Here is a 13,636-nt window from a genome sequence, read left to right as displayed (position 1 = left end):
CCAAGCCTGACCATTCATCCCCCGCGGTTGAAATCCTTCCCCACACCCCCATATGAGTCTGCATCAGGCACTTTCGCCCCGCTGCGTGGAGACTCTCCCCTTGACCACCATCGTTTCTGTCCGCCGTAACGGCAAAGTCGTCATGGGCGGCGACGGCCAGGTATCCCTTGGCAACACCGTGATGAAAGGCAATGCCAAGAAGGTGCGCCGCCTGTACCACGGACAGGTCATCGCGGGCTTCGCTGGCGCCACTGCCGACGCCTTCACCCTGTTCGAGCGCTTCGAAGGCCAGCTGGAAAAGCACCAAGGCCATTTGATCCGCGCCGCCGTCGAGCTGGCCAAGGAATGGCGTACCGACCGCTCCCTGAGCCGCCTGGAAGCCATGCTGGCCGTCGCCAACAAGGACGCCTCCCTGATCATCACCGGCAACGGCGACGTAGTCGAACCCGAAGATGGCCTGATCGCCATGGGTTCCGGCGGCGCCTACGCCCAGGCCGCAGCCCGCGCCCTGCTGGACAAGACCGACCTTTCGGCGCGCGAGATCGCCGAATCCGCCCTGAACATCGCCGCCGACATCTGCGTGTTCACCAACCATAACCTGACCATCGAGGAGCAGGACCTGGCCGAGTAATCAGTTGTTCTGGCGCCCCCTCCCGGTGATGGGGCTTTTCCACACTGAACCACTCCGCCCAAGGACCGTTTTGACCATGTCCATGACCCCCCGCGAGATCGTCCACGAACTCAACCGCCACATCATCGGCCAGGACGACGCCAAGCGCGCCGTGGCGATCGCCCTGCGCAACCGCTGGCGGCGCATGCAGCTGCCCGCCGAGCTGCGCGCCGAGGTAACCCCGAAGAACATCCTGATGATCGGCCCTACCGGCGTCGGCAAGACCGAAATCGCCCGCCGACTGGCCAAGCTGGCCAACGCGCCGTTCCTCAAGGTCGAAGCTACCAAGTTCACCGAGGTGGGCTATGTGGGCCGCGATGTCGAATCGATCATCCGCGACTTGGCCGATGCCGCCCTGAAGATGCTGCGCGAGCAAGAGATCATCCGCGTGCGCCACCGCGCCGAAGACGCTGCCGAAGATCGCATCCTCGACGCACTGCTGCCGCAAGCCCGTGTCAGCAGCTTCGCCGAAGAGGCCGCACAGACCAGCACCGACTCCAACACCCGCCAGCTGTTCCGCAAGCGCCTGCGCGAAGGCCAGCTGGACGACAAGGAAATCGAGATCGAAGTGGCTGACTCCATGGGCGTCGAAATCGCCGCGCCGCCGGGCATGGAAGAGATGACCAACCAGCTGCAAAGCCTGTTCGCCAACATGGGCAAGGGCAAGCGCAAGTCGCGCAAGCTCAAGGTCAAGGAAGCGCTTAAGATGGTGCGCGACGAAGAGGCGAGCCGCCTGGTCAACGAGGAAGAGCTCAAGGCCAAGGCCCTGGAAGCGGTCGAACAGCACGGCATCGTGTTCATCGACGAAATCGACAAGGTGGCCAAGCGTGGCAACGTCGGCGGTGCCGATGTGTCCCGTGAAGGCGTGCAGCGCGACCTGCTGCCGCTGATCGAAGGCTGCACCGTCAATACCAAGCTGGGCATGGTCAAGACCGACCACATCCTGTTCATTGCCTCAGGTGCGTTCCACCTGAGCAAGCCAAGCGACCTGGTGCCCGAGCTGCAAGGCCGTCTGCCGATCCGCGTGGAGCTCAAGGCGCTGACCCCGGAAGACTTCGAGCGCATCCTGCAAGAGCCGCACGCATCGCTGACCGAGCAGTACGCCGCGCTGCTGAAAACCGAAGGCCTGAACATCGAGTTCGCCGCCGACGGCATCAAGCGCCTGGCCGAGATCGCCTACCAAGTCAACGAGAAGACCGAGAACATCGGTGCCCGTCGCCTGCACACCCTGCTCGAGCGCCTGCTCGAAGAGGTGTCGTTCAGTGCTGGCGATCTGGCCAGCGCTCATGACGAGACGCCGATCAAGATCGACGCAGCTTACGTCAATGGCCACCTGGGTGAGCTGGCGCAGAACGAAGACCTGTCGCGCTACATCCTGTAAGACTGGCAACTGCATCAAGGCTAAACCCGCCGCCATAGGATCACCCGTGAGCCTGTGGCGGTGGGTTTAGCCGCGAATGGGCCCTTGAATCCCTGCAGCGGAAGCTGGAAGCTAGCGATATCCGCGTCCGAGAGATTCGCCCCATGGCCCGCCTGCCCACCGCCATCAACCTGCACAAAGCTTCGAAAACCCTCAGCCTCACCTACGGCCCCGACGAGGTCTACCACCTGCCTGCCGAATTCCTGCGGGTGCACTCCCCCTCCGCCGAGGTCCAGGGCCACGGCAATCCCATCTTGCAATTTGGCAAGATCAACGTCGGTCTGGTCGGTTTGGAACCGGCGGGTCAATATGCACTGAAATTGACCTTCGACGACGGGCATGACAGCGGTTTGTTCACTTGGGAGTACCTCGAGCAACTGTGCCTGCGCCAGGAACAACTCTGGGCCGAGTACCTGGATGAACTGCACAAGGCCGGAAAATCCCGCGATCCCTCGGAATCCGTCGTCAAGCTGATGCTCTAGCTCAATGGCCGCACGCATTAGAGCGCATTTTCTAATCTCATCTGCTTGAATGCCTTAGTGACGACCCGCTACGGGTTGTCTTGCGCATTACATGAAAGTCGGGTAACCAATGGAGCTGGCAAGTTCCCTGCATCGCTATTCATGCGTTCGGGGGAGAGGCTGGTTGTTGTAGAGGTCGCGAGCGAAAGCAGGCTGTCTTCACACGCAGAATCCCCGCAGCTCATCACCGACACGCACCCGGTCGCAGTACCGCTGTTCCTTATCACTGGTCAACCGAGTAGTAGTACCGGGCTGTCGTCCGTGCACCTGTCACGGAAAACCGGTACGCGTCTCAGGACAACGGAGCGTCGTAGATGAGTAACAAGAACAACGATGAGTTGCAGCGGCAAGCCTCGGAAAACACCCTGGGGTTGAACCCGGTCATCGGCATTCGCCGCAAGGACCTGCTGAGCTCTGCTCGTACCGTACTGCGCCAGGCGGTGCGCCAACCCCTGCACAGTGCCAAGCACGTGGCGCATTTCGGCCTGGAATTGAAAAACGTGTTGCTGGGCAAGTCCGCCCTGAAACCCGAGAACGACGACCGTCGCTTCACCGATCCGGCCTGGAGCAACAACCCACTGTACCGTCGTTACCTGCAGACCTACCTGGCCTGGCGCAAGGAGCTGCACGACTGGATCGGTGAAAGCGACCTGTCCCCGCAAGACATCAGTCGCGGCCAGTTCGTCATCAACCTGATGACCGAAGCGATGGCGCCGACCAATACCCTGTCCAACCCGGCAGCAGTCAAACGCTTCTTCGAAACCGGCGGCAAGAGCCTGCTCGATGGCCTGTCCAATCTGGCCAAGGACCTCGTGCACAATGGCGGCATGCCCAGCCAGGTGAACATGAAGGCGTTTGAAGTGGGCAAGAACCTCGGCACCAGCGAGGGCGCGGTGGTGTACCGCAACGACGTGCTGGAGCTGATCCAGTACAGCCCGATCACCGAACAGGTGCACAGTCGCCCGCTGCTGGTGGTACCGCCGCAGATCAACAAGTTCTATGTCTTCGACCTGAGCCCGGAAAAGAGCCTGGCACGCTTCTGCCTGCGCTCCCAGCAGCAGACATTCATCATCAGCTGGCGCAACCCGACCAAGGCCCAGCGCGAATGGGGCCTGTCGACCTACATCGATGCGCTCAAGGAGGCGGTGGACGCCGTGCTGTCGATCACCGGCAGCAAGGACCTGAACATGCTCGGCGCCTGCTCCGGCGGCATCACCTGCACCGCGCTGGTCGGGCACTACGCCGCACTGGGTGAGAAGAAGGTCAATGCCCTGACCTTGCTGGTCAGTGTGCTGGACACCACGGTGGACAACCAGGTCGCGCTGTTCGTCGACGAGCAGACCCTCGAGTCGGCCAAGCGCCACTCCTACCAGGCCGGCGTGCTCGAAGGCAGCGACATGGCCAAGGTCTTCGCCTGGATGCGCCCCAACGACCTGATCTGGAACTACTGGGTCAACAACTACCTGCTGGGCAACGAGCCACCGGTGTTCGACATCCTGTTCTGGAACAACGACACCACGCGCCTGCCGGCCGCCTTCCACGGCGACCTCATCGAGATGTTCAAGAACAACCCGCTGACCCGCCCCGACGCGCTGGAAGTGTGCGGCACAGCCATCGACCTGAAACAGGTCAAATGCGATATCTATAGCCTTGCCGGTACTGCCGACCACATCACGCCATGGCAGTCATGCTACCGCTCGGCGCATCTGTTCGGTGGCAAGATCGAGTTCGTGCTTTCCAGCAGCGGCCATATCCAGAGCATTCTCAACCCGCCGGGCAACCCCAAGGCGCGCTTCATGACCGGTGCCGACCGCCCCGGCGACCCACTGGCCTGGCAGGAAAACGCCACCAAGCACGCCGACTCCTGGTGGCTGCACTGGCAAAGCTGGCTGGGCGAGCGTGCAGGCGAGCTCAAGAAAGCACCGACGCGCCTTGGCAATCGCACCTACGCTGCCGGGGAGGCATCGCCAGGCACCTACGTCCACGAACGTTAAGTTGCACAGCCGTGGCCACCGAGCGGTGAGCCACGGCGCTACTTTCACCACAGAGTCACGCGCATGCCGCAACCTTACATATTCAGGACTGTCGAGCTGGACAACCAGTCCATCCGCACCGCCGTCCGACCAGGCAAGCCGCACTTGACGCCGTTGCTGATATTCAATGGCATCGGTGCCAACCTGGAACTGGTGTTTCCGTTCATCGAGGCCCTGGACCCAGACCTGGAAGTCATCGCCTTCGATGTGCCCGGCGTCGGGGGTTCGTCGACCCCACGCCACCCCTATCGCTTTCCCGGCTTGGCCAAGCTTACCGCACGCATGCTCGACTACCTCGACTATGGCCAAGTCAACGTCATCGGAGTGTCCTGGGGCGGAGCGCTTGCCCAGCAATTCGCTCATGACTACCCCGAGCGCTGCAAGAAACTGGTGCTGGCGGCGACTGCCGCGGGCGCGGTGATGGTGCCAGGCAAGCCCAAGGTGTTGTGGATGATGGCCAGTCCCCGGCGCTACGTGCAGCCTTCCCATGTAATCCGCATCGCACCGTTGATCTACGGCGGCGGTTTTCGCCGCGACCCTGAACTGGCCATGCACCATGCCGCCAAGGTTCGCTCCGGCGGCAAGATGGGCTACTACTGGCAACTGTTCGCGGGGCTTGGCTGGACCAGCATTCACTGGCTGCACAAGATCAGCCAGCCCACGCTGGTACTGGCAGGCGACGACGACCCACTGATCCCGCTGATCAACATGCGTTTGCTGGCCTGGCGAATTCCCAACGCCGAGCTACACATAATCGACGATGGCCACCTGTTCCTGATTACACGGGCAGAAGCCGTGGCCCCGATCATCATGAAGTTCCTCCACGAAGAACGCCAACGGGCAGTCATGCACCCTCGGCCCGCCTCTGGTGGCTGAGCAGCGCGCTGCGCTCTTGTTTGTACGGCGTGAAGGTGAGAACGGTTCAACGAGGGAGTGTTGACATGAAAGAGAAACCGGAAAGAGGGACGATCCACGCTCCCGTGAGCAGCATGAACGTGCAGAGCGCCATCGTCGGCCTGCGTGGTCGCGACCTGATTTCCACCCTGCGCCATGTCGGGCGCCATGGCCTGCGCAACCCGCTGCATACCGCACGCCACCTGCTGGCCTTGGGTGGCCAGCTGGGACGGGTGATGCTCGGCGATACGCCCAACCAGCCCAACCCCCGCGATAACCGCTTCAGCGATCCGACCTGGAGCCAGAATCCGCTCTACAGTCGTGGCCTGCAAGCCTACCTGGCCTGGCAGAAGCAAACCCGCCTCTGGATCGAAGACAGTTCACTGTCCGATGACGACCGGGCTCGCGCGCAGTTTCTGTTCACCTTGATCAACGATGCCCTGGCGCCAAGCAACTCGCTGCTCAACCCGCTGGCGGTGAAAGAACTGCTCAATACTGGCGGCCAAAGCCTGTTAAGGGGCGTGTCCCACCTGCTCGACGACCTGCGCCACAACGACGGTCTGCCACGCCAGGTCGACGAACGCGCCTTCGAAGTCGGCGGCAACCTGGCTTCGACCCCGGGCGCAGTGGTGTTTCGCAATGAGCTGCTGGAGCTGATCCAGTACAAGCCAATGAGCGAGAAGCAGCATGCACGGCCACTACTGGTGGTGCCGCCGCAGATCAACAAGTTCTACATCTTCGACCTGGGGCCGACCAACAGCTTCGTCCAGTACATGCTCAAGAATGGTCTGCAGGTATTCATGATCAGCTGGCGCAACCCCGACCCACGCCACCGCGAATGGGGGCTGTCCACCTACGTCCAGGCCGTCGAAGAAGCGCTCAATGCCTGCCGCAGTATCAGCGGCAACCGTGACCCCAACCTGATGGGCGCCTGCGCGGGTGGCCTGACCATGGCGGCGTTGCAGGGCCACCTGCAAGCCAAGCATCAGTTGCGCCGGGTACGCAGCGCGACTTACCTGGTCAGCCTGCTCGACAGCAAGTTCGACAGCCCGGCCAGCCTGTTCGCAGACGAGCAGACCATCGAGGCAGCCAAACGCCGCTCGTACCAACGTGGCGTCCTCGATGGCGCCGAGGTAGCGCGGATCTTCGCCTGGATGCGGCCCAACGACCTGATCTGGAACTACTGGGTCAACAACTATCTGCTCGGCAAGGCCCCACCGGCCTTCGACATCCTCTACTGGAACGCCGACAGCACGCGCCTACCCGCCGCGCTGCATGGCGACCTGCTGGACTTCTTCAAACACAATCCACTGACCCACCCTGCGGGGCTGGAAGTGTGTGGCACGCCCATCGACCTCAAGCAGGTCGATCTCGACAGTTTTACCGTGGCTGGCAGCAACGACCACATCACCCCGTGGGACGCGGTGTACCGATCGGCGTTGCTGCTGGGGGGCGAGCGGCGCTTCGTGCTGGCCAACAGCGGGCACATCCAGAGCATCATCAACCCGCCTGGCAACCCCAAGTCCTACTACCTGGACAACCCAAAGCTCTCCAGCGACCCTCGCGCCTGGTTCCATGACGCCAAGCGCAGCGATGGCAGCTGGTGGCCGCTGTGGCTGGAATGGATCACACCGCGTTCCGGCCCGCTCAAGGCCCCGCGCCTGGAGCTAGGCAACAGCACCTATCCACCGCTGGGCCCCGCGCCAGGCAGCTACGTACTGGCACGCTGAGCACCTTGACCGGATGAAGACCCGCGACCGTATCCTCGAATGCGCCCTGCAGTTGTTCAACCAGCAGGGCGAACCCAATGTCTCGACCCTTGAGATCGCCAACGAACTGGGCATCAGTCCCGGCAACCTGTACTACCACTTCCATGGCAAGGAGCCACTGGTGATTGGGTTGTTCGAGCGCTTCGAAGAGGAACTGCTGCCGCTGCTCGATCCTCCGCTGGATGTACGTCTGGACGCCGAGGACTATTGGCTGTTCCTGCACCTGATCGTCGAGCGCATGGCCCAGTACCGGTTTCTGTTCCAAGACTTGTCGAATCTGATCGGACGCCTGCCGAAGCTGGCCCGTGGCATCCGCAGCCTGATCAATGCCCTCAAGCGCACGCTCGCTGCCTTGCTGGCCAGCCTCAAGGCCCAGGGGCAGGTCGTCAGCGAAACGCAGGCGCTGGGGCAACTGGTGGAACAGATCACCCTGACCTTGATGTGTTCGCTGGATTACCAGCGGGTACTAGGCCGGGAAGGCGATGTGGGGATCGTGGTCTACCAGGTGATGATGCTAGTGGCGCCGCATCTGCAGCCACCCGCGCGCGTGGCGGCGGAACAGTTGGCGGTGCGGTATCTGGAAGGATGAAAGCGAGCACAAGGGTTGACGCGATCGCTGGCAAGCCGGCTCCTACGGTTCAGGTGTAGGCGCTGGCTTGCCGGCGATGGCACGGCGCGGTATCAGGCCTGGCCGACCACGCTCAGCGGCGCCGACGGCGTGCTGCTGGCCGCAGTGGCAGCAGGCGCCGGAGCGGCGGTAGCGGCCGGAGCAGCGCTCGCAGCGGGTGCTGCTGGCTTAGCGGCGGCCGGTTTGGCCGGGGCCTTCTTCGCTGCCGGTTTCTTCGCGGCAGCAGGCTTGGTGGCCGCAGGCTTGGTAGCCGGCTTCGCTGCTGGCTTGGCTGCTGCTGGCTTGGCAGCTGCTGGTTTGGCTGCAGCGGTCTTGGCGGCGGGTTTGGCAGCTACGGTTTTCGCCGCAGGCTTGGCAGCAGCCTTGGCCAACGGTTTGGCCGCTGTCTTGGTTGCGGAAGCCTTGCTGGCCGCGCTACGGGAGGAGATCGGGGTGACGGACGCACCAGTCAGTTTCTCGATCTGCTTGGTCAGACTGTCCACCTGCTGGTGCAGGGCCTTGATCTCGTTGCGGCTCGGCACGCCCAGACGCGAGATGGCACTGTTCAGGCGCTTGTCGAAGGCTTCCTCGAGCTCGCTCCACTTGCCCAAGGCACGGTCCTTGACGCCGGACACACGCGAGGTGGTGGTGGACTTGGCGCTTTCCGCCACGTCTTCAGCGGTCTTCTTGGCCTGCTTCTCAGCCTTCTCGCCGTCCTTCACCAGCGAGTCGAACAGCTTGGGGCCATCCTGGTCGATCTTCGAATAGATACCCAGGCCTGCCAGCCAGATCTTGCGGGAGTACTTTTCGATCCCGCCGATCCAGGAGCTGCTTTCTTTGTCGGTACTCTTCTTGCCAGCCATCCTGCTCTCCTTATGGTTTGTGCGCGACGCGCTCGAGCAGCTCATGAAGCTGTTCAAGCTTGATGGACAGCGCCTCAACGTCATGTTTAGACGGAATGCCGAGGCGATTCAAGGCGCGACCGACGCGTGCGTCGAAGGCCTTTTCGATTTTGTCGAGTTGAACTTCGACTTTGCCACGTACGCGACTCACTTCCTCGGTGGCCTCGTCGATGTGGCTGTTGGCGGCATCGAGCTCTTTGTCGATGCGCTTCTTGCCACGTTTCTCGACGCCTTCACCGGCTTTTACCAGCTCCTTGAAGTAATCGGAGCCTTCCTGGCCGACACGGGCGTAAGCGCCGATGCCCGCCAGCCAGATCTTGCGTGCGTAGCCGCGTACCTCGCCCAAGGTACCCAGGACTTCGTCCTTTTTCTTCACGTTCACTTTGGCCATGCTCTGTACCTCATGCTCATGAGTGGAGGGAGGATGAGCCCATGGGGGGTGGGCTTGAGCATAAGGTAGGGGGTGAAATTAGAATCTTCACCCTAAGGTGGGGCGGTGGTACTGGCGAGGGCACCGCCCTGGCCGTGGAATCAGGCCAACGCCTTGTCCAGCGCCCGCTCGATCTCGCTTTTGATGGTGCTGCCCATGATCGACAGCATCATGCCCAGCTTCAGTTCGACCCGAATGGTGTCCTCGCCGATATGGACGCTGCCATTGGCGCCGCTGCGCGTCACATCGACGCGGTCACCGTTCCAGTTGGCCTTGAGGTCGTATTCGCGGGACAGCTTTTCCACCAGCGCTTGGGCCTTGGCGCGGGCGGCTTCGCGGCCGAGGGAGTGCTTGCGTTCAACGCTGATCTGGGTCATGGGGACGATCCTGGATATGAGACATGCTCGCCATTATGCCCGTCCCCTCCCCCAGGCACACCCCGCCAAGACAAATCCGCCCGTTCGCCCTAGAATGGCGGTAATTTTTTCCGGTGAAGCGATATGAACGACCAGCGCAAAGGCGAACACGCCGAACCCACCACCCATTTCGGCTACCAGGACGTGCCTGAAAGCCAAAAAGCGAAGAAGGTCGCCGAGGTGTTCCACTCGGTGGCGGCCAAGTACGACTTGATGAACGATGTGTTGTCCGGCGGCATGCACCGCCTGTGGAAGCGCTTCACCATCGAGCTGTCGGGCGTGCGCAGCGGCAACCGCGTGCTGGACATCGCTGGCGGGACCGGCGATCTGGCGGCCAAGTTTTCCCGTCTCGTGGGCCCTACCGGCCAGGTGGTGCTCGCCGACATCAACGAATCGATGCTCAAGGTCGGCCGCGACCGCCTGCTCGACCGTGGTGTTGCCGGCAACATCGAGTTCGTCCAGGCCGATGCCGAGAAGCTGCCGTTCCCCGACAACCACTTCGACTGCGTGACCATTGCCTTTGGTCTGCGTAACGTCACCCACAAGGACGAAGCCCTGCGTTCGATGCTGCGCGTGCTCAAGCCCGGTGGTCGCCTGTTGGTACTGGAGTTCTCCAAGCCGACCAACAAGCTGATGTCCAAGGCCTACGACGCCTACTCGTTCGCCTTCATGCCACTGGCCGGCAAGCTGATCACCAACGACTCGGAGAGCTATCGCTACCTGGCCGAGTCGATCCGCATGCACCCCGACCAGGAAACCCTGAAGGCCATGATGGTCGATGCCGGTTTCGACCGCGTCACCTACCACAACATGACCAGCGGTATCGTTGCCGTGCACCGGGGAATCAAGCCCTGATGTTGCTGGCCGGGCTGCTCGCCAGCGTCGAACATGGCCTGAACCGCGTCCTGCGCATGGACAGCACCGCCCTGCCGCGGCTGGCTGCGCTGGAAGGCAAGGTCATCGAAATCGACTGTCGCCAACCCGCCCTGCAGGTATTCATCCTGCCGGACGAGGAAGGCCTGATGCTCGCAGCCCACTGGGAGGGCGAGGTCGACTGCAGCCTTCGCGCCCCGGCGGGCAGCCTGGCCCAACTGGCTCTGGCCAAAGACAAGAACGCCGTGCTGCACAGCCCACAGGTCGAATTGCATGGTGACAGTGCCGTGCTGCTCGACCTGGTCGGGGTGCTGCAGGACCTGGAACTGGACTGGGAGTTCGAGCTGTCGCGCTGGCTGGGACCAGTGGCCACCTCGCTGCTCGCAGGCCACCTTCGTCTGCGCGCGCGCTGGACCCGCCAAGGCCTGACCCGCTTCAGCCAGAACCTGTCCGAGTACCTGGCCGAAGAGTCGCGCACCCTCGTGGGCAAGCGCGAAGCCGAAGCCGCCTTCAGCGAGCTCGACGCCCTTAAAGTCGACATCGAACGCCTCGAGGCGCGCCTCCAGCGCCTTTCCCGAACCCTTGATACCAGCGATAAAGCATGAAGCTGCTTGCCGTCCGCCGTCTGTTGCGCATCCAGCGCGTCGTGATCCGCTACCGCCTCGATGACCTGCTGTTCGACCTGCCCCTGCCCTGGTGGCTGATGAGCCTGCGCCTGCTGATGCCTTGGCGCTGGCTGCCGCGCAAGCCTTCCGAGCTCAGCCGTGGTGCGCGCCTGCGCCTGGCCTTGCAAGACCTGGGGCCGATCTTCATCAAGTTCGGCCAGTTGCTCTCCACCCGCCGCGACCTGCTGCCCACCGACATCGCCGACGAGCTGATGTTGCTGCAGGACCGTGTCCCGCCCTTCGACCCGAAAAAGGCCGTGGCCCTGATCGAAGAGCAACTGGGCGCCCGGGTCAGCGATGTGTTCAGTCGCTTCGATGTCGAGCCCCTGGCCTCGGCATCGGTGGCCCAGGTGCACGCCGCGCGCTTGAAAACCGGCGAAGAGGTGGTGGTCAAAGTGGTACGCCCCGGCCTCAAGCCGGTGATTGCCCAGGACCTGGCGTGGCTGTTCCTGATCGCCAAGGGCGCCGAACGGGTGTCGGCCGATGCGCGCCGCCTGCACCCGGTGGAAGTGGTCAGCGATTACGAAAAAACCATCTACGACGAGCTCGACCTGCTCCGCGAGGCGGCCAATGCCAGCCAGTTGCGGCGTAATTTCGAGGGCTCGGAGCTGATGTACGTGCCCCAGGTCTACTGGGACCTGTGCCGCCCGAAGGTGCTGGTGATGGAGCGCATCTATGGCGTACCGGTGACCGACATGGTGACCTTGGCCGACCAGCGTACCGACATGAAGATGCTGGCCGAACGGGGTGTCGAGGTGTTCTTCACCCAGGTGTTCCGCGACAGTTTCTTCCATGCCGACATGCACCCAGGCAACATCTTCGTCAGCACGGTCAAGCCGTGGAGCCCGCAGTACATTGCCATCGACTGCGGCATCGTCGGCAGCCTCACCGCCGAGGACCAGGACTACCTGGCGCGCAACCTGATCGCCTTCTTCAAGCGTGACTACCGCCGTGTCGCGCAATTGCACATCGACTCTGGGTGGGTACCGGCGCACACCAAGGTCAATGAGTTCGAAGCAGCTATCCGCACCGTATGCGAACCGATCTTCGAGAAGCCACTCAAGGACATTTCCTTCGGCCAGGTACTGATGCGCCTGTTCCAGACCGCACGGCGCTTCAACATGGAAGTGCAACCGCAACTGGTGCTGCTGCAGAAGACCTTGCTCAACATCGAGGGCTTGGGCCGTCAGCTGTACCCGGACCTGGACCTGTGGAGCACCGCCAAGCCGTACCTGGAGCGTTGGATGCGCGAGCGCATGAGCCCCAAGGCGGTTCTGGGCAACCTGCACAGCCAGGTCGAGCAACTGCCGCACCTGGCCGACATGACCCGCGACTTGCTCGAACGCCTGTCACAACCGCACCTGCACGATCCGCAGTTGCCGGAGCGTCGTCGCCAGGGCGACCGCTGGGCGCTGCGCCTGCTCGGTGCGGGACTGCTCGGCGGTGGCGCGGTGTTGGCGGTGGGCGCTGCCGAGACTGCCAGCCTGGCCGCCCCTGTCGCCTGGCCGGCCTGGTTGATGCTGGCCGCGGGGCTTTACCTGATCGTGCGCCAATAGCCAGCAGCGTGGCTGGCTGGCACACTAGCGCAAAGGGCTCGGCACAGGCGCGGGCCCGGTTTTGGAGTCGACGATGAAAGACTGGCTGGACGAGATCAAGTGGAACAGCGATGGCCTGGTACCGGCAATCGCCCAGGACCATAAGACCGGACGCGTGCTGATGATGGCCTGGATGAACCGCGAATCGCTGGCCCTGACCGCCGCCGAACAACGCGCTATCTACTGGTCGCGCTCACGTGGCAAGCTGTGGCGCAAGGGCGAGGAGTCGGGCCATGTGCAAAAGCTGCACGAAATGCGCCTGGACTGCGATGCCGATGTGATCATCCTGATGGTCGAGCAACTGGGCCATATCGCCTGCCATACCGGACGCGAAAGCTGCTTCTACCGCGTCTACGAAGACGGCCAGTGGAAAACCGTCGACCCGGTCCTGAAGGACCCGCACGCCATCTACAGCGCAGGACACTGACATGAGCGACACCCTGAACCGCCTGGCCGAAGTGCTTGAGCAACGCAAGCAAGCGGCCCCCGACAGCTCTTACGTGGCCAGCCTGTACCACAAGGGCCTGAACAAGATCCTTGAGAAACTTGGCGAAGAGTCCGTCGAAACCATCATCGCTGCAAAGGATGCTGCCGTCAGCAAGGATTACAGCGATGTCATCTATGAAACCGCCGACTTGTGGTTTCATAGCCTGGTGATGCTCAGTGCGCTGGGCCAGCATCCGCAAGCGGTGCTCGATGAGCTGGAGCGCCGTTTCGGTCTTTCCGGGCATGACGAGAAGGCCGCGCGTCAGCCTTCTGCCTGATACGTTTTCGAGGGCGCTTGGCGCGCCTATCGTGGGGGCGGGTTTACCCGCGAAGAGTGCAACGCGGTGCATCGCCC

General features: G+C 62.7%; 15 protein-coding genes. 12 read left to right on the top strand and 3 right to left on the bottom strand.

Annotated elements, in window-relative coordinates; translation table 11 throughout:
• Positions 1 to 100: 100 nt before the first annotated feature.
• From hslV to H620_RS0120190, 7 genes are all read left to right on the top strand, one after another.
• A complete protein-coding gene (hslV, locus tag H620_RS0120220) occupies positions 101 to 631 on the top strand; it encodes an ATP-dependent protease subunit HslV (RefSeq protein WP_023378328.1) in 531 nt (176 codons plus the stop codon).
• A 76-nt stretch (positions 632 to 707) separates the two neighbouring features.
• The gene (gene hslU, locus H620_RS0120215) at positions 708 to 2,051 is read left to right on the top strand and encodes an ATP-dependent protease ATPase subunit HslU (RefSeq protein WP_023378327.1); all 1,344 of its coding nucleotides are present in this window, start codon (positions 708 to 710) and stop codon (positions 2,049 to 2,051) included.
• A 143-nt stretch (positions 2,052 to 2,194) separates the two neighbouring features.
• Complete coding sequence (locus H620_RS0120210; RefSeq protein ID WP_023378326.1) at positions 2,195 to 2,572, top strand: gamma-butyrobetaine hydroxylase family protein; 378 nt, start codon at positions 2,195 to 2,197, stop codon at positions 2,570 to 2,572.
• 353 nt (positions 2,573 to 2,925) lie between these two features.
• Positions 2,926 to 4,605, top strand: coding sequence for a class II poly(R)-hydroxyalkanoic acid synthase (gene phaC / locus H620_RS0120205; RefSeq protein WP_023378325.1), 1,680 nt, complete (start codon positions 2,926 to 2,928; stop codon positions 4,603 to 4,605).
• A 63-nt stretch (positions 4,606 to 4,668) separates the two neighbouring features.
• A complete protein-coding gene (gene phaZ / locus H620_RS0120200) occupies positions 4,669 to 5,520 on the top strand; it encodes a poly(3-hydroxyalkanoate) depolymerase (protein WP_023378324.1) in 852 nt (283 codons plus the stop codon).
• 65 nt (positions 5,521 to 5,585) lie between these two features.
• A complete protein-coding gene (gene phaC / locus H620_RS0120195; protein WP_023378323.1) occupies positions 5,586 to 7,268 on the top strand; it encodes a class II poly(R)-hydroxyalkanoic acid synthase in 1,683 nt (560 codons plus the stop codon).
• A gap of 13 nt (positions 7,269 to 7,281) precedes the next feature.
• Positions 7,282 to 7,896, top strand: a complete 615-nt coding sequence (locus tag H620_RS0120190; protein WP_023378322.1) for a TetR/AcrR family transcriptional regulator — start codon at positions 7,282 to 7,284, stop codon at positions 7,894 to 7,896.
• A 92-nt stretch (positions 7,897 to 7,988) separates the two neighbouring features.
• Here the strand turns inward: H620_RS0120190 and H620_RS0120185 are convergent, their stop codons facing one another.
• The 3 genes from H620_RS0120185 to H620_RS0120175 form a co-directional block, all read right to left on the bottom strand.
• Positions 7,989 to 8,777 (bottom strand): phasin family protein, encoded by a 789-nt coding sequence (locus H620_RS0120185; protein WP_023378321.1) that lies wholly within the window; start codon positions 8,775 to 8,777, stop codon positions 7,989 to 7,991.
• A gap of 10 nt (positions 8,778 to 8,787) precedes the next feature.
• Positions 8,788 to 9,207, bottom strand: coding sequence for a phasin family protein (locus H620_RS0120180; protein ID WP_023378320.1), 420 nt, complete (start codon positions 9,205 to 9,207; stop codon positions 8,788 to 8,790).
• A gap of 140 nt (positions 9,208 to 9,347) precedes the next feature.
• Positions 9,348 to 9,623 (bottom strand): polyhydroxyalkanoic acid system family protein, encoded by a 276-nt coding sequence (locus tag H620_RS0120175; RefSeq protein ID WP_023378319.1) that lies wholly within the window; start codon positions 9,621 to 9,623, stop codon positions 9,348 to 9,350.
• 123 nt (positions 9,624 to 9,746) lie between these two features.
• Between H620_RS0120175 and ubiE the strand changes: the two genes are divergently transcribed.
• From ubiE to H620_RS0120150, 5 genes are all read left to right on the top strand, one after another.
• Positions 9,747 to 10,517 carry a bifunctional demethylmenaquinone methyltransferase/2-methoxy-6-polyprenyl-1,4-benzoquinol methylase UbiE gene (gene ubiE, locus H620_RS0120170; RefSeq protein ID WP_023378318.1) on the top strand — a complete coding sequence of 257 codons (771 nt, stop codon included), beginning with the start codon at positions 9,747 to 9,749 and terminating at the stop codon, positions 10,515 to 10,517.
• On the top strand, positions 10,517 to 11,140 hold the full coding sequence (locus H620_RS0120165; protein ID WP_027907938.1) for a ubiquinone biosynthesis accessory factor UbiJ: 624 nt from the start codon (positions 10,517 to 10,519) through the stop codon (positions 11,138 to 11,140). Before ubiE ends, H620_RS0120165 begins: the two co-directional genes overlap by 1 nt.
• Positions 11,137 to 12,756 carry a ubiquinone biosynthesis regulatory protein kinase UbiB gene (ubiB, locus tag H620_RS0120160; protein WP_023378316.1) on the top strand — a complete coding sequence of 540 codons (1,620 nt, stop codon included), beginning with the start codon at positions 11,137 to 11,139 and terminating at the stop codon, positions 12,754 to 12,756. The genes H620_RS0120165 and ubiB overlap by 4 nt, the downstream gene beginning before the upstream one ends.
• A gap of 73 nt (positions 12,757 to 12,829) precedes the next feature.
• Complete coding sequence (gene hisI / locus H620_RS0120155; RefSeq protein WP_023378315.1) at positions 12,830 to 13,222, top strand: phosphoribosyl-AMP cyclohydrolase; 393 nt, start codon at positions 12,830 to 12,832, stop codon at positions 13,220 to 13,222.
• Between the two features lies 1 nt (position 13,223).
• Positions 13,224 to 13,559: a phosphoribosyl-ATP diphosphatase gene (locus H620_RS0120150; protein WP_023378314.1), complete on the top strand. Its 336-nt coding sequence runs from the start codon at positions 13,224 to 13,226 to the stop codon at positions 13,557 to 13,559.
• The last annotated feature ends 77 nt before the right edge of the window (positions 13,560 to 13,636 follow it).

Source organism: Pseudomonas taiwanensis DSM 21245 (assembly GCF_000425785.1).
GTDB lineage: Bacteria > Pseudomonadota > Gammaproteobacteria > Pseudomonadales > Pseudomonadaceae > Aquipseudomonas > Aquipseudomonas taiwanensis.
The sequence above is the reverse complement of the archived record's forward strand: the minus strand, read 5'-3'. Positions and strand labels throughout refer to the sequence as shown.